The sequence below is a fragment of the Haloplanus ruber genome (assembly GCF_024494725.1).
Taxonomy (GTDB): Archaea; Halobacteriota; Halobacteria; order Halobacteriales; family Haloferacaceae; genus Haloplanus; species Haloplanus ruber.
The window spans coordinates 26137-43017 of the sequence record NZ_JANHDK010000005.1; the positions used below are offsets into that span (position 1 = coordinate 26137).

General features: G+C 68.3%; 15 protein-coding genes. 9 read left to right on the forward strand and 6 right to left on the reverse strand.

Annotated features, from left to right (window positions below; genetic code table 11):
* The first annotated feature begins 178 nt into the window (after nucleotides 1–178).
* Both hemA and NO878_RS14885 read left to right on the forward strand, forming a co-directional pair.
* Nucleotides 179–1516 (forward strand): glutamyl-tRNA reductase, encoded by a 1338-nt coding sequence (gene hemA, locus NO878_RS14880; protein ID WP_256406757.1) that lies wholly within the window; start codon nucleotides 179–181, stop codon nucleotides 1514–1516.
* Between the two features lie 42 nt (nucleotides 1517–1558).
* Nucleotides 1559–1834, forward strand: coding sequence for a 4a-hydroxytetrahydrobiopterin dehydratase (locus NO878_RS14885; protein WP_256406758.1), 276 nt, complete (start codon nucleotides 1559–1561; stop codon nucleotides 1832–1834).
* A gap of 147 nt (nucleotides 1835–1981) precedes the next feature.
* Here NO878_RS14885 and NO878_RS14890 read toward each other — a convergent pair whose 3' ends face one another.
* Nucleotides 1982–2638: a DUF7504 family protein gene (locus tag NO878_RS14890; protein ID WP_256406759.1), complete on the reverse strand. Its 657-nt coding sequence runs from the start codon at nucleotides 2636–2638 to the stop codon at nucleotides 1982–1984.
* Between the two features lie 275 nt (nucleotides 2639–2913).
* Here NO878_RS14890 and NO878_RS14895 point away from each other — a divergent pair, with 275 nt between their 5' ends.
* A complete protein-coding gene (locus NO878_RS14895) occupies nucleotides 2914–3567 on the forward strand; it encodes an HAD family hydrolase (protein ID WP_256406760.1) in 654 nt (217 codons plus the stop codon).
* A gap of 189 nt (nucleotides 3568–3756) precedes the next feature.
* Here the strand turns inward: NO878_RS14895 and NO878_RS14900 are convergent, their stop codons facing one another.
* Together NO878_RS14900 and NO878_RS14905 are read right to left on the reverse strand one after the other, a co-directional pair.
* The gene (locus tag NO878_RS14900; protein WP_256406761.1) at nucleotides 3757–5643 is read right to left on the reverse strand and encodes a molybdopterin biosynthesis protein; all 1887 of its coding nucleotides are present in this window, start codon (nucleotides 5641–5643) and stop codon (nucleotides 3757–3759) included.
* Nucleotides 5644–5686: 43 nt separating this feature from the next.
* Nucleotides 5687–6910 (reverse strand): molybdopterin molybdotransferase MoeA, encoded by a 1224-nt coding sequence (locus tag NO878_RS14905; protein ID WP_256406762.1) that lies wholly within the window; start codon nucleotides 6908–6910, stop codon nucleotides 5687–5689.
* An 89-nt stretch (nucleotides 6911–6999) separates the two neighbouring features.
* On the opposite strand from NO878_RS14905, the gene NO878_RS14910 reads away from it, so the two are divergent.
* The 6 genes from NO878_RS14910 to NO878_RS14935 all read left to right on the forward strand — a co-directional run bounded on the left by NO878_RS14910 (nucleotide 7000) and on the right by NO878_RS14935 (nucleotide 12405).
* On the forward strand, nucleotides 7000–7356 hold the full coding sequence (locus NO878_RS14910; protein WP_256406763.1) for an Hsp20/alpha crystallin family protein: 357 nt from the start codon (nucleotides 7000–7002) through the stop codon (nucleotides 7354–7356).
* Between the two features lie 6 nt (nucleotides 7357–7362).
* Nucleotides 7363–9036, forward strand: a complete 1674-nt coding sequence (locus NO878_RS14915) for an ABC1 kinase family protein (RefSeq protein ID WP_256406764.1) — start codon at nucleotides 7363–7365, stop codon at nucleotides 9034–9036.
* A 95-nt stretch (nucleotides 9037–9131) separates the two neighbouring features.
* The gene (locus NO878_RS14920) at nucleotides 9132–9506 is read left to right on the forward strand and encodes a translation initiation factor IF-5A (RefSeq protein WP_256406765.1); all 375 of its coding nucleotides are present in this window, start codon (nucleotides 9132–9134) and stop codon (nucleotides 9504–9506) included.
* Nucleotides 9507–10340, forward strand: a complete 834-nt coding sequence (speB, locus tag NO878_RS14925) for an agmatinase (protein WP_256406766.1) — start codon at nucleotides 9507–9509, stop codon at nucleotides 10338–10340.
* A 137-nt stretch (nucleotides 10341–10477) separates the two neighbouring features.
* Nucleotides 10478–11236, forward strand: coding sequence for a Nif3-like dinuclear metal center hexameric protein (locus NO878_RS14930; protein ID WP_256406767.1), 759 nt, complete (start codon nucleotides 10478–10480; stop codon nucleotides 11234–11236).
* Between the two features lie 155 nt (nucleotides 11237–11391).
* On the forward strand, nucleotides 11392–12405 hold the full coding sequence (locus NO878_RS14935) for a deoxyhypusine synthase (protein ID WP_256406768.1): 1014 nt from the start codon (nucleotides 11392–11394) through the stop codon (nucleotides 12403–12405).
* A 1-nt stretch (nucleotide 12406) separates the two neighbouring features.
* On the opposite strand, the gene NO878_RS14940 is transcribed toward NO878_RS14935, so the two are convergent.
* The 3 genes from NO878_RS14940 to NO878_RS14950 all read right to left on the reverse strand — a co-directional run bounded on the left by NO878_RS14940 (nucleotide 12407) and on the right by NO878_RS14950 (nucleotide 16685).
* On the reverse strand, nucleotides 12407–13363 hold the full coding sequence (locus tag NO878_RS14940) for an ArsA family ATPase (RefSeq protein ID WP_256406769.1): 957 nt from the start codon (nucleotides 13361–13363) through the stop codon (nucleotides 12407–12409).
* Nucleotides 13364–13831: 468 nt separating this feature from the next.
* On the reverse strand, nucleotides 13832–15091 hold the full coding sequence (locus NO878_RS14945) for a sulfatase (protein WP_256406770.1): 1260 nt from the start codon (nucleotides 15089–15091) through the stop codon (nucleotides 13832–13834).
* 232 nt (nucleotides 15092–15323) lie between these two features.
* Complete coding sequence (locus tag NO878_RS14950; protein WP_256406771.1) at nucleotides 15324–16685, reverse strand: NAD-dependent succinate-semialdehyde dehydrogenase; 1362 nt, start codon at nucleotides 16683–16685, stop codon at nucleotides 15324–15326.
* Nucleotides 16686–16881 lie beyond the last annotated feature (196 nt).

Genomic DNA, 16881 nt, shown 5'->3' on the forward strand with positions numbered 1-16881 from the left:
CAACGGAGTCAGGGGGACATCCGGCCGCTCGGGTCGGCGTCGTCGGGGTCGGGACAGACCCCGAACCGGACGCCGGCGCGGCCACGGGGCCGGCGTTATTGGAAGAGTTTAGGTAGGACGGGCGCAAACGCTGACGCGAACCTGAGCGTATGATTCTCGTGTTCCGAGGTGAATCTCTGTGACGACGGGCGTGATCAGCGGGGTGACGGTCTCCCATCAGCGCGCGACCGTCGACGAAATCGAGTCCGCCGCCGCCGAGGACGTGGCCACCGCTGTCCGCGACCTTCTGGCGAGCGACGGCGTCGACGAGGCGTTTGCCCTCCAGACCTGTAACCGCGCCGAGGCCTACGTCGTCACCGAGGACGTCGCCGCCGGCCGCGCGGCCCTTGCGGACTTCGCCCCCGAGGTCCGCGACGGTGCCGTCCGGGAGATGGACCACGAGACGAGCCTTCGCCACCTGATGCGGGTGGCAGCCGGACTCGAATCCCTGGTTCTCGGTGAAGATCAAATCATCGGCCAACTCCGCACGGCCTTCGAGACGGCCCGCGGCGCCGGCGGAATCGGTTCGGTTCTCGATCCGGCAATCACGAAGGCCCTGCACGTCGGCGAGCGGGCGCGCACGGAGACTCGGATCAACGAGGGCGTCGTGTCGCTGGGAAGCGCGGCGGTCGAACTCGCCGCCCAAGAGCGTGACCTCGACGGGGCGACCGCTCTCGTCGTCGGCGCCGGCGAGATGGGACGGCTGGCCGCCCAGGCCTTCGACAGCACGGGCATCTCGACGCTGTTGATCGCCAACCGGACGGTCCCCCACGCCGTTCACCTCGCCGAGGAGGTGGAGACGGCCGCGGAAGGTGTCGGTCTCGACCGGGCACCCGCGGCGGCCGAGCGCGCGGACGTCCTCGTCACGGCGACGAACAGTCCGTCACACGTCCTCGGCCGCCCAGCGCTCGGTGACGCCGGAGAGACGCTCGTCATCGACCTCGCCCAGCCCCGTGACGTCGACCCAGCCGTCGACGGCCTCGACGCCGTCGTGGCCTACGACATCGACTCGCTGGAGGCGATCACCGACGAAACGCGGGAGCGCCGCCGGGCGGCCGCCGAGACAGTCGAACGGATGATCGACGAGGAGTTCGAGCGACTGATCGACTCGTTCAAGCGACGGCAGGCTGACGAGGTCATCAGCGCGATGTACGAGAGCGCCGAGATGGTCAAAGAGCGGGAACTCCACACCGCGCTGTCGCGGCTGGAGTCTCAGGGTGAGTTGACCGAACAGCAGCGTGAGACGGTCGCCTCGCTGGCCGACGCCCTCGTCGGTCAGTTGCTCGCCGCGCCGACCAAGAGCCTGCGCGACGCCGCCGCCGAGGACGACTGGACGACGATCCAGACCGCGCTCGGCCTGTTCGATCCCGAGTTCGGCGGCGACCACCCCGCCACACCGTCGGCCGAGACGCCCCGCGAGGGCGTCGACGGCGACGACATCCCACAGCACGTCCTCGACCGACTGAGCGAGGAGTAAGCGCCCCCAACCGTTATTCTCCGGCCGGCCGACGGACGACCCGTGCCAGACCGTCTCGACGACGACGAAATCGACCGCCGACTCCCCGACGGCTGGGAGCGCGCTGGCGACGAAATCGTCCGCGTCTATCCCTTCGACGACTACCTCGACGGCGTCACCTTCGCGACCCGGGTCGCCGAGGTGGCCGACGAGGAGTATCACCACCCGGAGATCACGATCCGCTACGACGAAATCGAGGTGCGACTGACCAGCCACGAGGCGGGCGGGGTTACCGACGCCGACCTCCGTCTCGCGGGCCTGTTCGACGCCGAACGGTAGGATAGACGCTGCCTCCGACCTCGGCGTGTCGATGAGAACTGGACTCCGGCGAGACGTCTCTAGGCGGCCACCGCCGACGATCACTCGGTCGGCGCCCCGCCGCGGGACGCCCGCCACGCACACTTGCGATCCGCGTAATGGGGTGACTCAGGACCGTTCGGGGAGGGGATCGAACGGCGTCCACCCGTCGTTCCCGGTCGCGAGGCCGCGGGTGCGGAGTTCCGGCCCTGCGTCGCCCTCGCGAACCTCGATCCGGGCGCCACAGAACTGGCCGACGGTGCTGACCGTGCGCTCGTCCTGTGTTCCCGGGTCGATGAGGAAGACGCCGAAGCCGTCGACGCTGTCGATGCGTCCGACCATGGTGTGGACGAATCGCGAAACCGTCCGGAGGTCGTTGAACGAGAGCAGGGTCGTGACCGAGCAGATGCCGGTCCGGACGCGGTCGAGGCCGGCCTCGTGGAAGGTTTGATACAGTTTCGAGTAGCGCATCCCGATTCCGGTCAGGTCGGCTGGCCCGGAGACTCCGACCACCCGCGCGGGGAGGTCCTCGTCGTCGCCGACGCAGTCGACGACCGCGGTCCGGTCGGGGTCGACCGTTACCCCCGCGGTCCGGCAATCCTCGATCACCCGCTCCGCTCGCGAGTTGGTCGTGATGACGATGGACCCCTCGTCGTCGCCTCCGGCGAGGAGCCGGAAGGCGAGCTGTCGAGTGCCGGCGTGGGTCGGTCCGGCGAGGAGAACGCTCGTCCCCGCCCTGATCGGCGGAACGGGGAGGTCGGCAAAGTCGTACTCCTCCTCAGGCATTCCGATCACCACCCGGACGAATTCGGGGGCGCGGTCCCGGTGTCGCCGTGATCGCTGCGGCGAGGCGGTCGCCCGGCGCCGACCCGGACGGCCGTGTCACCGCGGTCGACCCGAGAGCGACGGCACACACGGGGATCACGCTGGTCGTGTCCCGCCTCCGCTCTGTCGGGCCGATACAGCAAACGTTCATCGACGGATAACGGTGTGGAGGACGTATTAATACTGTGTGACTGGGCCGGAACACACTTGATTCGTCCCCCCATATGTGTAATCGAATGGTCGCACACGCCTACGACTTCTGGCTGTTCGACCTCGACGGCACGCTCGTTGACGTCGAGCCCTCCTACACCCACGCGGTGTTCGAACGTGTCGGCGACCGACTCGGGCGAACCTTCTCCGAACGCGAGGTTGAGGTCCTCTGGCACGGTCTCTCTGGGGAACGGACACCCCAACTGCGCGAGTGGGGGATCGACCCCGACGACTTCTGGGCGGCGCTCCACGACGCCGAGGACCCCGCGGCCCGCGCCGAGGCCACCTTTCTTCACGACGACGCCGCGTTCGTCGCCGACTTGGACCGCCCGGTCGGCTTGGTCACCCACTGCCAGGAGTACCTGGTCGACCCGGTTCTCGACGGTCTCGACATTCGGGACTGGTTCGATACCGTCCTCTCCTGTACCCACGAGATCGGATGGAAACCGGACCCAGCCCCCGTCTACCGCGCGATGTCGGATCTCGGCGTCGCCGAGAGCGCGGCCGGCGCCCTCGTCGGCGACGGCCCGAACGACGTCGGGGCGGCGTGGAACGCCGGCCTTGACGGCGTTCACATCGAGCGACACGGCCCGTACCGCCGAGGGCGCTGTGTGCTCGGTGACTACCGCGTTCAGTCACTCGACGAACTGCGGGTGACCCCGCGGACGGCGGGCGACTGACCCACGTGAGCGGGTCGGCCTACCTCACTCCGTCTCGGCTCACAACCGGATCTGTCCCTCGCTCGTCACCGCGGGTTCCCGACCGGGAACAGAGCGCCGCTGAATCCCGCGTCGTGGCTCACTGGCCGACACGCACCCACTGTCCCCGTGAGGAGGCACATCTTCGCGGGCGCGACCCGAGCCTGTCGATCAGGCGTCGAAGCCGGCGAGGTTGGCGACGACGTCGTCGAGCGCCGACTCGATGGCGTCGTCGAGCGCCACGACCCCCGGCTTGTCGGTCCGGTCGGGGTCTGCCAACACGCGGACGGACTCGGTGCCGAGGGGGACGAACCCACAGTCGAGGGCGTCGGCGGTTGCTCGGAGGCCGAGGCCGGCGTCGGCCGCCCCCCCGATGACCTTCCGTGCCGGGCTTTCGAAGCCCTTGACCGTCAGTTCGTAGCCGTCGACGGCGTCGGTCAGATCACGGCGGTCGGTCCCTCGGCGGTCTGCGAGGCGGTCCAGTTCGGCGTCGAGGCTGGCACGGAGGCCGGCGTCGGTCGACCGGTTGACAAAGCGGAGGTCGCGGTCGATCAGATCCGCGAGGGAGTCGATCCCCGCGGGGTTGTCGGTGGGGACGACGAGGCCCCACTCGCGGGTCCACCCACCGAGGTCGACGGCGTCGGTGTCGCGGTCGGAGGGTCCGGAGACGACCGCCACGTCGGGAACGCCGTCCCGGAGGCGCCGCCGCCCCTGTCGGCTGCCAACGTCGAGGTAGCGAGGCCGTTCCAGTCGGTCGAGCAGGCGGGAGAGCGCAGGGTCGTCCTCCCCGACGCCGAGGAGTGTCGGTGCGCGGACGTCCGGCGAGAACAACTGGACTCCGACCGTCTCGCCCGCCGCGAGATAGTCGGTGTCGGCGTCGACCTCCACGATACCGTCGGCCTCGACGAGACTCGTCGTCGCACCGCTCCCCTTATCGACGGGATAGACGAGGGTATCGCCGCTGCCGTCCTCGACTAGGCCGACGGGCATGAGGCGGGTCCGCCCCTCCGAGTAGCGCTCGCGGACGGCCATCTCTCCCTCGACGGTCGCCGTGCGGGGTTCGGGGAGCCCGGCGGCCTCGCGGATCGCCGGCGCGACGAACGTCCGGAAGATGGTGAGCGCGGAGACGGGGTAGCCGGGAAGGCCGACGTACGCGGAGTCTTCCAAGCGGCCGACGAGCATGGGCTTGCCGGGCTTGACCGACACGCCGTGCAGGAGGAGTTCCCCCTCGCGCTCGATGACGCGGTAGATCACGTCGACGGCGCTCGCGGAGGTCGACCCCGACGACAGGACGAGGTCGCACTCGTCGGCGGCCTTGACGAGGAGCTGCTCCATCTCGTCGTAGTCGTCGCCGGCGTGGGGATAGAGGACGGCCTCGCCGCCCGCCTCCTCCACGCCCGCGGCGATGGTGTAGGAGTTTACGTCGTAGATCTGGCCGGCTTCGCTGTGGAGCGTCTCACCCGGCCGGACGAGTTCGTCGCCGGTCGAGACGATGCCCACCGTCGGCGTGCCCCGGACGGGGACGTCGTCGACACCGAGCGCGGACAGCAACCCGATCTCTCGGGGTGTGATCAGGGTCCCCGGACCAAACGCTCGGGAGCCGGCGGCGACGTCCGCGCCCGCGACCATCACGCGGTCGCCCGGCGCGACCGACGTACGGATGGCGATCCCCGCGTCGGTTTCGTCGGTGCGCTCGACCATGACGACGGCGTCGGCGCCAGGGGGGAGCACCGCACCGGTGGATATCTCGGCACAGGTGCCCTCCTGTACCTCGACGTCGGGTTCGGCGCCGGCGTGGACCGTGCCGATCCGGTCGAGGACAATCGGATCGGCCTCGTCGGCGCCGAAGGTGTCGCGAGCGCGGACGGCGTAGCCGTCGACACTCGCGCGGTCGAAGCCCGGAACGTCGAGTTCGGCGTCGATCCGCTCGGCGAGGACCCGCCCCCGGGCCGCATCGAGGGGCACCGTCTCGGGGTCCGGCGCCAGGTCGAGCGAGTCGATGGCCGCGCGGGCCTCGGCGGGCGAGACGAGGTCACGGAACTGTCGTCGGTCCGTCATCGGCGGACACCTCCGCGTACGGGCGCCACCGTCTCGTTGGCGCTCACGCCGACCACTCCCAGTCTTCGACTGTGACGCGCTCGCCGGCGTCGTACCCCTCCCGTCGCTCGGGGACGACGACCCATCCGTCCGCGAGGGCGACACTGGAGAGGACGCCCGACCCGCTGGCGCGGGTTGGCTCGGCGACTTGGCGGTCCCCCTCGCCTGTGGTCAGCCGCACCCGGGCGAACGTCCGGGTTCCAGGCTCGCTCGATATCTTTCGGGACAGTTCGGCCTCGACGGTCGGGTGGTCGGGGACGGGCATGTTGCCGGCGCGTTTGAGGATCGGCCGCAGGAACTGGACGGCGTTGACGATACAGGCCACGGGATAGCCCGGAAGCATGACGACCGGGGTTCCCTCGACGACGCCGAGGGCGACGGGGTGGCCGGGCTTGAGGGCGACGCCGTGGACGAGCACCTCGCCCAACTCGTCGACGACTTCGGGGGTGTAGTCGCGTTCGCCGACCGACGACCCGCCCGTCGTGACGACGACGTCCTTCGCCAGGTCGCGCTGGATCGCGGCGCGGATGGCGTTGGGGTCGTCGTCGACGACCTTTCGGTAGGTCGGGACGGCGCCCCAGCGGTCGGCCATCCGCGAGACGGTCAGGCCGTTGGTCTCGATGACCTCGCCGGGATCGGGGTCGTGTTGCACGAGTTCCTCGCCGGTGGGGATCACGCCGACTGTCGGGTGGTCGTACACCGTGACCTGATCGACACCGACGGACTTCAGCAAGCCGAGATCCGAGGGTCGGATCCGGTGCCCGGGGCGGTAGAGTTCCTGTCCCTCGGCGACGTCTTCGCCCACGTCGCCGACGTTCTCGCCTTCGGCGACGGCGTCGAACACCTCCACTTCGTCGCCGACGGTCTCTGTCTCCTCGACCATGACGACGGCGTCGGCGCCCGCGGGCAGGTCGCTCCCGGTGTGGACGCGGACGGCCTCACCCGGGGTCACCGTTCCGTCCCCCTCACGGAGGATCGTCGGCGATCGGTCGCTGGCGCCGAAGGTATCCTCGGCGCGAACGGCGTAGCCGTCCATCGCCGCGCGGTCGTAGCCAGGGACGGGCGTCGGAGCGGTTACCGTCTCCGCGAGGGTGCGGCCGTCGGCCCGACCGAGCGCCACCCGTTCGGTGCGGTCGTGCCCGGCGACCACGTCGAGAACGGTCTCCAAGGCCTCGGCGACGCGGGTTCGGTCCTTGAACCCCGCGCGTTCGAGATCGTCGTGACTCATACCCGTCTTTGCGCTCGCGGATACAAAAACCCGTAGTCGGGGACACCGACACCGCGGCCTTTTTCGATCCCCGCGCCTTACGCCATCCTATGTCAGCACTGCGGGACGCGCTTCGGGACCTCCCCGAAGCAGTGTTCGCGGATCTGCTCGAAAGCGAGGACGCGTACCTGCTAGTCGTCGATCTGCCGGGGGCCACCGCGGATACCGTCGACGTCAACGTCGAGAAGGGACGCCTCCACATCGAGGCACGGCGGGAGAAGGATCTCCCGCCGTCGTTCGAGTACATCCGCGAGGACCGGCCGCTCTTCTTGGATGCGGAACTGCCGCTGCCGCCGGACGCGACGGGGGCGGGGGCCGACGGATCGACCGACCGTGGCGTCCTCGAACTCCGACTCCCCAAGTACGAGGCCGCACCGGAGCAGTCCATTCCCATCGAGGACGCGTAAGCCCGGGTGGTTACGCTGGTCAACCTCCGTGCGTACTGGCGCTTCGTCCGCGTCCTGTACCAGTTTTTCCCCCTGATCATCGCGTACTGGCGCGACCGCCGGAAGTACCTCCTGTTCGGCGGCAGTCGCAGCGTCGGTCCCGAGACACAGCGGGAGCGTGCCGACCGCCTCCTGAACTCGCTGCTCACGCTCGGGCCGACGTTCATCAAACTCGGCCAACTGCTGTCGACCCGCCCTGACGTCCTTCCCCCGGCGTACATCGACGTCCTGACGCGTCTGCAAGACGACGTGCCGCCGGCCCCGTGGGCCGAGACGCGACCGGTTCTCCAGACGGACGTGGGTGAGGTCGACGAGGTGTTCGACGACTTCGAACGGGATGCGATCAGCGGCGCCAGCCTCGGCCAGGTGTACCGGGCCACTTACGAGGGCGAGCAAGTGGCGATCAAGGTCCGCCGGCCGGGTGTCGAGGACCTCGTGGAGGCCGACCTCCGGGCGATCAGGTGGCTGCTGCCGATCCTCCTTCGGTTCACCGACGAGGCCCGAAGCTTCTCCGTGTCGAACCTCGCCGACGAGTTCGCCAACACCATCAGAGAGGAGATGGACTACGCCCGCGAGCGACGGATGCTCGGCGAGATCCGGGAGAACTTCCGGGACAACAGCCGCATCCGCATCCCCGAGGCGGTCGACGAACTCTCCGGCGAGCGTGTCCTCGTGATGGAGTATCTCAGCGGGACCAAGATCAACGACGTGGACCAGCTCGACGAACGCGGCATCGACCGGAGTGATCTCGCCGAGAGCCTCCAGCGTATCTACCTCCAGATGATCATCGAGGACGGCGTCTTCCACGCCGACCCACACCCGGGTAATCTGTCGGTCATGGACGACGGATCGATCATCTTCTACGACTTCGGTATGAGCGGGACGGTGGACGCGTTCTTCCAGGAGAAAATCGTCGACTTCTACATCGCCGTCGCCAACCAAGACATCGACGGTATCCTCGACGCGATGGTCGAGATGGGGACGCTCAGCCCCACCGCCGACCGTGAGGTGATGGGGCAGGTGATGGAACTCGCCATCGCCGACGTGCGTGGCGAGGACCTCGAACAGTACCGCGTCCAGCAGGTCATCCAGCAGGTCGAGGACACCATCTACGAGTTCCCGCTCCGCCTCCCGCGGAACTTCGCGCTCATCATGCGGGTCGCGACGGTCGTCGAGGGCGTCTGTGTCACCCTCGACCCCGACTTCGACTTCATCACCGTCGCCACCGACTACCTCTCCGAACAGGGGTATCGCGAGGAGGGCGTCCGGCAGGCCGTGGAGGCGGCGGGCGACCAGATAGAGGCGACGGCCCGGTCGCTGGTGACCGTCCCCCCGAAACTCGACGACGTTCTGGATCGGGTCAAGCGGGACGACCTCACCGTTCAGGTGCAACTCGACGACGAACACGACGTGTTGGATCGGCTCGCCAAGCGCATCGCCTACAGCATCCTGGCCGCGGTGGGCGTGCTCTCGACGGCCATCCTCTACTCGTTCAACCAGACGCCGGAGGCGGCCATCGTCGCGGGTGTGATCACCATCCCTGTCGGTGCCCTCCTCTATCGCTCGCTGCGGCGCAAGCGCGGCGTCACGGCCCGGCCCCAGTTCACGAGACAGGAGATGCGTCGCCGCCGCGACGAGTGATGCGTCGCCGCCGCGACGAGTGATGCGTCGCCGGCGCAATACGCCACGCAGGGCTTTCCAAACCGTTTATACACCGCCTTCCGTTATCGACGCGTATGGCGAGAGAGCAAAAGCAGGTGCGAGAACTACAGGAGGGGAGCTACGTGATGATGGATGGCTCCCCGTGTGAGATCAACGCGTACAGTACGGCCAAACCGGGGAAACACGGCAGTGCCAAGGCTCGCATCGAAGGCAAGGGCGTCTTCGACTCGCGGAAGCGCTCGCTCAGCCAACCGGTCGACGCGAAGGTCTGGGTTCCAATCGTCGAGCGCAAGGGCGGACAGGTCGTCTCCGTCTCCGGTGACGACGCCCAGATCATGGACCTCGACACCTACGAGACGTTTACGATGCGTGTCCCCGAGGACGAGAACCTCTCGCCGGACGACGAAATCGAGTACCTGGAGTACGAGGGCCAGCGGAAGATCGTGTAGATGTTCCCTGGTGCGACCGCCGACCGGACGGACGCGGACTACGTCGTCGTCGGCGCACCGCTGGATCGCTCTACCACCTTCCAGCCCGGGACGCGCTTCGGGCCGGACCGGATTCGACGCTTCGCTGCGTCGTTCGAGGATTACGACCACCACACCGACCGACACTTCTCCGATCTTGGCGTCCACGATGCCGGTGACCTCCACGCCTGGAGCGACGCCGCGGCGTACGTCGACTTCCTCGCGGGCGAACTGACCGACGTCGTCGACGACGGCGCCACACCCGTGCTCGTGGGCGGGGAACACACCGTCTCCGTCGCGGGCGTCCACGCGGTTGACCCCGACCTGTTCGTCTGTCTCGACGCCCACCTCGACCTTCGGGAGTCGTTCGACGGCGACCCGTGGAGTCACGCCTGCGTGACCCACCGATCGCTGGCGGCGGCCGATCACGCCGTGATCGTCGGCGCCCGCGCCGGGAGCGAACACGAGTGGGAGCGCGCACGCGAATCCGACGTGAGTCTCGTCGCCCCCGAGACGGTGCGGAATCGTGGTGCGGTGGCCGTCGAGGAGGCGGTCGACGCGGCCGTCGACGACCCCGACGTGACGACCTACCTGAGCGTCGATATCGACGCGGCCGACCCCGGCGTTGCGCCAGGGACGGGGACGATGGAGCCCGGCGGGCTGTCGGCCCGCGAGATGCGCGACGTTGTCCGTGCGGTCGCCCCGATGGCCGACGGTGCCGACGTTGTCGAGGTGAACGACCGCGACGACGGCCAGGCCGCGACGCTCGGCGGGCAGTTGCTGCGTGCGTTCGTGTTCGCACACGCCGAGCGATAGACCCGGCCGACAGTGTCGGTGGACACGGAGACCCGAGTGACAACCGCCCGGCGATGGACGCCGGCCGCTTCGACCACCGGCAGCACACTCCCCGTGCCCAGCGAAGAGCACTAATCCCCGCCGGCCGACGGGCCGGTATGGACCGCAGCGAGTTCGTCGACCGACTCGACGAGGAGCTACGTACCGACGACTACGCCGACCTCGACGCGAGCGCGAACGGGTTACAGGTAGGTCACCGACGGGGCGACATCGCGCGCGTCGCTCTCGCCGTCGACGCTGCCGAGGCGACGATCCACGAAGCAATCGAGCGCGACGCCGACGTCCTCCTCGTGCATCACGGTCTCGCCTGGGACGGCTTCGACCGACTCACCGACCTCCACTACGACCGGGTGGCGCCGCTCGCCCGCGAGGACGTGGCGCTGTACGTCTCTCATCTGCCGCTGGACGGCCATCAGGAACTCGGCAACGCTGCCGGGGTCGCCGATGTTCTCGAACTCGGTGATCGCGAGCCGTTCGGAGCGTACGGGCCGGAGGTCGTCGGCACCCGCGGGACGGCGGCGGACCCCTACACGGTCGACGACTTGGCCGCCCGCCTGGACCGGGAACTCGACACTGAGACGCAGGTGCTCGATTTCGGCCCCGACGAGGTCGAAGAGGTGGGAATCGTCACCGGGAGCGGCGTCGACTGGATCGAAGCGGCGGCCGACGCCGGTCTCGACGCCCTCGTGACCGGCGAGGGAAAGCAGGCCGCGTACCACGAGGCCCGTGACCGCGGGCTCAACGTCTTTCTGGCGGGTCACTACGCCACCGAGACGTTCGGCGTCCGACGGGTTGGCGACCTGATCGAGGAGTGGGGGATCGAGACGACGTTCGTCGCCCATCCGACGGGACTCTGAGGGAGTCACCGTGTGTCGGCCGGTGTGTCGCCCTATTCCGGTGACACACTGGGACCCGGAGATACGGCCCTCGTGACCCTCGTCCGCGGACGACTCCGACCCGACGCCAGACGGGGATCGGACTGTTGAAACCGCTCGGACGCGGAGGGGAGAGCATGACCGACGACGACGGCGACCGTACCGAAGTCCCCCGCGAGGAGTTCCACGAGGATCCGCTCGGCCACGCCGAGGTGTGGGCGGGGATGACCGTCGGCGACCTGGCGACCGAATACGGCAAGGCGGGCATCGGCGCCGCGGACATGGGTCGAGCGGTCGACCTCTACGCCGAGATGCTGGGCCGAGACGACGTGACCAACTTCTTCGGCCTCGCGGGTGCGATGGTACCCGGCGGGATGCGCTCGGTGGTGACAGAACTGATCCGCGACGGTCACATCGACGCGCTGGTGACGACGGGCGCGAACCTCACCCACGACAGCATCGAGGCTATCGGCGGGAAACACCATCACGGCCGCACCGGCCCCGAAGGGGGCGAACGCGAACACGACGAGCAACTCCGCGACGAGGGCGTCGACCGCATCTACAACGTCTACCTCCCACAGGAGCATTTCACCCTGTTCGAGACGCACCTCCGCGAACACGTCTTCTCCGCCTTCGACGGCGCGGTCGCCATCAGCGAGTTCACGCGGGAACTGGGGCGGGCGAACGCCGCGGTCAACGAGGAAGACGGCGTCGCTGAGGACGCGGGCGTCGCCGCCGCGGCCTACGAACACGACGTTCCCGTGTTCGTCCCGGCGATCCAAGACTCCGTGCTCGGCATCCAGGCGTGGATGCACTCGCAGGTCTCGGAGTTCACACTCGATGCTCTCGCGGACATGACGAACATCACGGACGTGGCCTTCGACGCCGAGAAGACGGGGGCGACGGTCGTCGGCGGTGGCGTCCCGAAGAACTTCGTCCTCCAGACGATGCTCACGGTACCTGAAGCCTACGACTACGGCGTTCAGCTCACCACGGATCCCGCCTCCACTGGCGGGCTCTCGGGGGCGACCCTCAACGAAGCGCGATCCTGGGGGAAGTTAGAGAAGTCGGCGAAAAACGTCACCGTCCTCGGCGACGCAACGATCACCCTCCCGCTGCTCGTCGCTGGCGCCCGCGACCGGATGGCGTAAGTCACACCAGCGACTCGCTCACCGCGTCGAGAGCGTCCAGCCCCCGTACCTCCCCGTCGAATTCCGGCACGCGCCTGACCGGCAGGTCGAACCGCGATTCGACGGCCGCGAGGCGCTCGGTGTGGCGACGCTCGTCCCGCCGGCACCGCTCGCAGTCGCAGTTCGCCCGGTTGGTGAACAGGCGGTTGACCACCAGCGACCCGACTGGCACGTCGGCGTCCCGAAGCCTAGCGACGAGCCGTTCCGTCTCGGCGATCGCCATCCGCTCGGGCGTGAGCACGGCCCGGAACCGGGTGTGCTCGGGGTCGGTCAGGACCGCCCCCACACGCCCGACCCGGTCGCGGAGGGCCGTCACCGCGTCGTCCGTGTCGTCGCTACCGGCCCCCCAGTACGCCGCCGGCCCGAGGACGACACTCCGGGCGGCACGGGCGGTGCGGCCGACCCGGCGTCGCACCTCGCCCGCGACGCCGAGCGTTTCGGCGAGCACCCCCGGGAGGTCGAGCAAGCGGAGCGTGTGGCCCGTCGGCGCCGTATCGAGGACGAGGGCGTCGTAGTCGGTGTCGGCGTAGCGGGCGACGTACTCCAGCGCGGCCACCTCGTCGCCGCCGGGGATCACCCCCGCCTCGAAGAGGCGTTCGAGGTCCGCGTCGTCGAGGCGGAGACCGGCGTCGCGAAACTCGGCGGCCAGCGCCTCGATCACGCCGCGGTAGGCGTCCTGTCCGGTCTCGGGGGCGACTTCCACGGCCGACAGCGACCCGTTGACGGCCGTCGGCTCCGCGCCGAGGTCACGTTCGAGGGCGTCGCCCAGCGAGTGTGCGGGATCGGTCGACACCACGAGCGTCTCCGTTCCCGAGCGCGCGAGTCCGAGCGCGTGGGCCGCCGCACAGGTCGTCTTGCCAACACCGCCTTTCCCCCCGTACAGCACGATGTCCGGTTCCGTCGCGTCGCCGTCGATCATAGCCGAGCCGTACGTACCGTACCGACACAAAGGTGTGGAAGGAAACCCGTTTGAGCCTGCGCCGCGGAGAGTCGACCGGCCGATGACGAGGGCACCGCTCCGAGTCGGGGTGGCACCCGACGACGACGAGCCCTATGAGTGCCGAGGCCCATTTTCTGGTACCAGAATTCCCCCCGAGCTAACAACGAACGCTGCGCACAATATTGGTATAAATTAACGACGCTGGTCAGCTGTTGGCCGACTGGAGGTGTCGAACGATGACTGGTTGGAAGCAGAACGTGTGGATGTCGGAGGACATGGCGCTCGTAACGTCGTCCGTCTCTGACGGGGTCAAAGAGACTTAGAACGAAAAGGCGGACGAACAGGGCGTCTCCCTCTCCAAGTACGTCGCCATGGGTGGAGAACCACCTCACCGTCCGACGCAGCCGCCCGACCGGCTGTCGCCGGCGGAGTCGCTGAATGGCGGAGCTAAAAGTACCCCAGCGCCGCGAGCTGTTCGCGCGTTTCGCCGGTGGGGTCGCCGTCACCGATTCGCCGGACGCCGGCGTCCTCGACGGAGGCGAAGGCCGTCGATAGCCGCTCCGGGTCGCCCTTCCTGACCGTCCCGACGGCACTCGCGCTCCTGACGTCAACCGTCCCGACGGCCTCGCCCCACGAGTAGGTCTTGCGGACGCCGTTGTCTGTCGCCTGATAGACGACCCGACTCTCTTTGAGGAACGGGTCGGCGTCGTCCACGGCGGCCTCGTAGCGCCGGCGCAGGTCACCGGTGACGGGCTGTTTCGAGGCGAGCACTCGCTCGCGGGCACACGTGGCCCGACGCCCCTCGTGGGCGGCGTCGACAACGTCGCGGACGGCGGTCAGCGTCGCCGGATCGGTGACGGTTCGGGGACGGCGTTGCCGCGGCTGTTTGACCACCAGCGGGACGTGGAGGAGGTTCTCGGTGGTCGGAACGATGTGTGCCGCCGCGCGGGGCTGATCGGCCAGCAGTCCGAACTCGCCGAACCCCTCCCCGTGGTCGCCACAGACCACGAGGAGCGTGTCGTCGTACTCGCCGCGCGCTCGCAGTTCTGTCAGGACGGTTCCGAGGACGGCGTCCGCCTGCCGAATACCGCCATCGTACAGTGATTCGAGGCCGGCCAACTGCCAGTAGGGAATCTCGCCGCCGTGGACGGGAAACTCCCACCGGACCGGGAGTTCAGCCTGAAGCCGCCATGCGGCCCGGTCGCCCCACCGGTCGTGCTCCGGCCTCGGTTCGTAGGGCCGGTGGGCGTCCATCAGGTTCAGGCAGGCCGCCCACTCCGTCCGCTCGCTCGTCCAGTCCAGTAGGGCGTCGGCGTAGTAGAAGCCGTCCACACGCTCGCCGTCGACCCGCTCGTCGGCAGTCGTCACGACGGTATCGAACGGCACGTCGAGGCCGACTGGGTGTGAGGCGACGAACCCGTTCCCGGTGAACAGGCCGGTTTCGACGCCGGTCGACGCGAGGTCGTCCCAGACGGTGTGGCCGGGTTCGAGGGCGTCGTGGACCGTCACCGCGTGGGCCGCGGCCGGCAGCCCGGTGAACAGCGAGACGTGACTCGGAAGCGACCAGTTCGACGGCGCCCGTGCTTGGGTGTACACCGTGGCCTCGCCGGCGAGCGAGTCGAGCGTCGGCGTCGTCGCCCGGGGGTACCCGTACAGCGAACAGTTGGCTGCGCGCACCGAGTCGAGCACCACGAGCAGGACGTTCATACCACACGCTCGCCCGGACGTGTCCAAGAGCTTGCTAAGAGTCCACAATAGCCGTCGGGAGCGGTCCCGTGTGACTCCCTCACGTTTAGAGGGCGGAATCTCTCGGCGATTGACTCCCGTGTGAGAGACGGTGCGAGAGTCGGTCACGGCCTCAACGGCCTCATTTCCCGACCACCGGTTCGACGCTACCGGACGACTGAGACACAGGTCTCGGACAGACGACGATGCCGGGCTACTGGATCCAGACCGTCTTCCGGTTCACGAACTCCTTGATTCCCGTCTCCGAGAGTTCCCGGCCGTACCCGGAGTCGTTGATCCCCCCGAAGGGCACTCGCGGATCTGACTTCGTGAGTTCGTTGACGTAGACCGCGCCGCTCTCGATATCGCGGGCGAGTTGCTCGCCTCGCTCTCGGTCTTCCGTCCAGATGCTCGCACCCAGACCGAAGCGGGAGTCGTTGGCCAGAGTGACGGCCTCCTGCTCGTCGGCTACCTCGTACACAGCGGCGACCGGCCCGAACGTTTCCTCGCTGTCGACGGGACACCCCGACGGGACGTCCGAGAGCACCGTCGGTGGGTAGAACGCGCCGTCCCGGTCGAGCGGTTCTCCGCCGGTCAGCAGGGTGGCGCCTGCGTCGACGCTCGCCTGCACCTGTTCCTGAAGGTCCGCCATGAGGGCTGCATCGGCCTGCGGCCCAACATCGGTCGCTTCGTCCGTCGGATCGCCCACGACCAACGCCTCGAACGCATCGACGAGTCGATCCACGTACTCGTCGTACACGGCCTCGTGAACGAGGAACCGCTTGGCGGCGATACACGACTGGCCGCCGTTCTGGGTGCGCGCTTGGACGCCGGTTTCGACGGCGGCCTCCAGATCGGCGTCGTCGAGAACGATGAAAGGATCGCTGCCACCGAGTTCGAGGACGGTCTTTTTCAGATGCTTTCCGGCGGTCTCCGCGACCGCTCGCCCGGCCGGGCCACTGCCCGTCAGCGTCGCGGCCTTGACGCGGTCGTCGGCCAACACGTCCTCGACTTGGCTCGAACCAATCATGAGCGTCTGAAAGACGCCCTCGGGATAGCCTGCCTCCGTGAATACTTCTTCCAGAACGAGCGCAGTGCCAGGAACGTTCGAGGCGTGCTTGAGGAGGCCGACGTTACCGGCCGTGAGATACGGCGCCGCGAAGCGAATGACCTGCCAAAAGGGGTAGTTCCAGGGCATGACCGCAAGCACTGGACCCAGCGGATCGTGGACGGTCTTCACTTCCGTTCCAGGGGGACTCGGGTAATGCTCCTCGGAGAGATACGCGCTTGCGTACTCCGCGTAGTGATCGCACGCCCACGCCGACTTCTCCACCTCGGCTATGGCTTGTGAGATTGGCTTGCCCATCTCCCGGACCATCAACTCGGCATAGCGGCGTTTGTTCTCCCGGAGGACGGAGCCTGCATTCGCCAAGAGTGTCTCTCGCTCACGGATGGGGCGGTCTCGCCAGTCAGCGTACGCATCCATCGACAGCGCAAGCTTCTCCTCGACGTCGACCGCATCGTCTTCCTCGTACGTCGCGAGCTGTTCTCCCGTCGCCGGATTGGTTGATTGCATCATCGTTGGGTACCGTTATCCGCGGCTCTGTCTCGGTCACTGTCCGCCCGAGTGCCAGTGGCAGATTGACAGACGGCAGCATAATCAGTATTGGGACGTGGATGGTCGAATCGGTGTGCGACGACCGACCACCTCCACCCTCGCAACAACCCGCTCTCCGTTGGCCCGGGTTTCGGCCGCTTGGCCGATTCACTGG

Coding starts and splice junctions, on each gene's coding strand:
- NO878_RS14890 (WP_256406759.1), bottom strand. CDS start 2,638: ATGCCTGAGGAGGAGTACGACTTTGCCGACCTCCCCGTTCCGCCGATC.
- NO878_RS14895 (WP_256406760.1), top strand. CDS start 2,914: ATGGTCGCACACGCCTACGACTTCTGGCTGTTCGACCTCGACGGCACG.
- NO878_RS14900 (WP_256406761.1), bottom strand. CDS start 5,643: ATGACGGACCGACGACAGTTCCGTGACCTCGTCTCGCCCGCCGAGGCC.
- NO878_RS14905 (WP_256406762.1), bottom strand. CDS start 6,910: ATGAGTCACGACGATCTCGAACGCGCGGGGTTCAAGGACCGAACCCGC.
- NO878_RS14910 (WP_256406763.1), top strand. CDS start 7,000: ATGTCAGCACTGCGGGACGCGCTTCGGGACCTCCCCGAAGCAGTGTTC.
- NO878_RS14920 (WP_256406765.1), top strand. CDS start 9,132: ATGGCGAGAGAGCAAAAGCAGGTGCGAGAACTACAGGAGGGGAGCTAC.
- speB (WP_256406766.1), top strand. CDS start 9,507: ATGTTCCCTGGTGCGACCGCCGACCGGACGGACGCGGACTACGTCGTC.
- NO878_RS14930 (WP_256406767.1), top strand. CDS start 10,478: ATGGACCGCAGCGAGTTCGTCGACCGACTCGACGAGGAGCTACGTACC.
- NO878_RS14935 (WP_256406768.1), top strand. CDS start 11,392: ATGACCGACGACGACGGCGACCGTACCGAAGTCCCCCGCGAGGAGTTC.
- NO878_RS14940 (WP_256406769.1), bottom strand. CDS start 13,363: ATGATCGACGGCGACGCGACGGAACCGGACATCGTGCTGTACGGGGGG.
- NO878_RS14945 (WP_256406770.1), bottom strand. CDS start 15,091: ATGAACGTCCTGCTCGTGGTGCTCGACTCGGTGCGCGCAGCCAACTGT.
- NO878_RS14950 (WP_256406771.1), bottom strand. CDS start 16,685: ATGCAATCAACCAATCCGGCGACGGGAGAACAGCTCGCGACGTACGAG.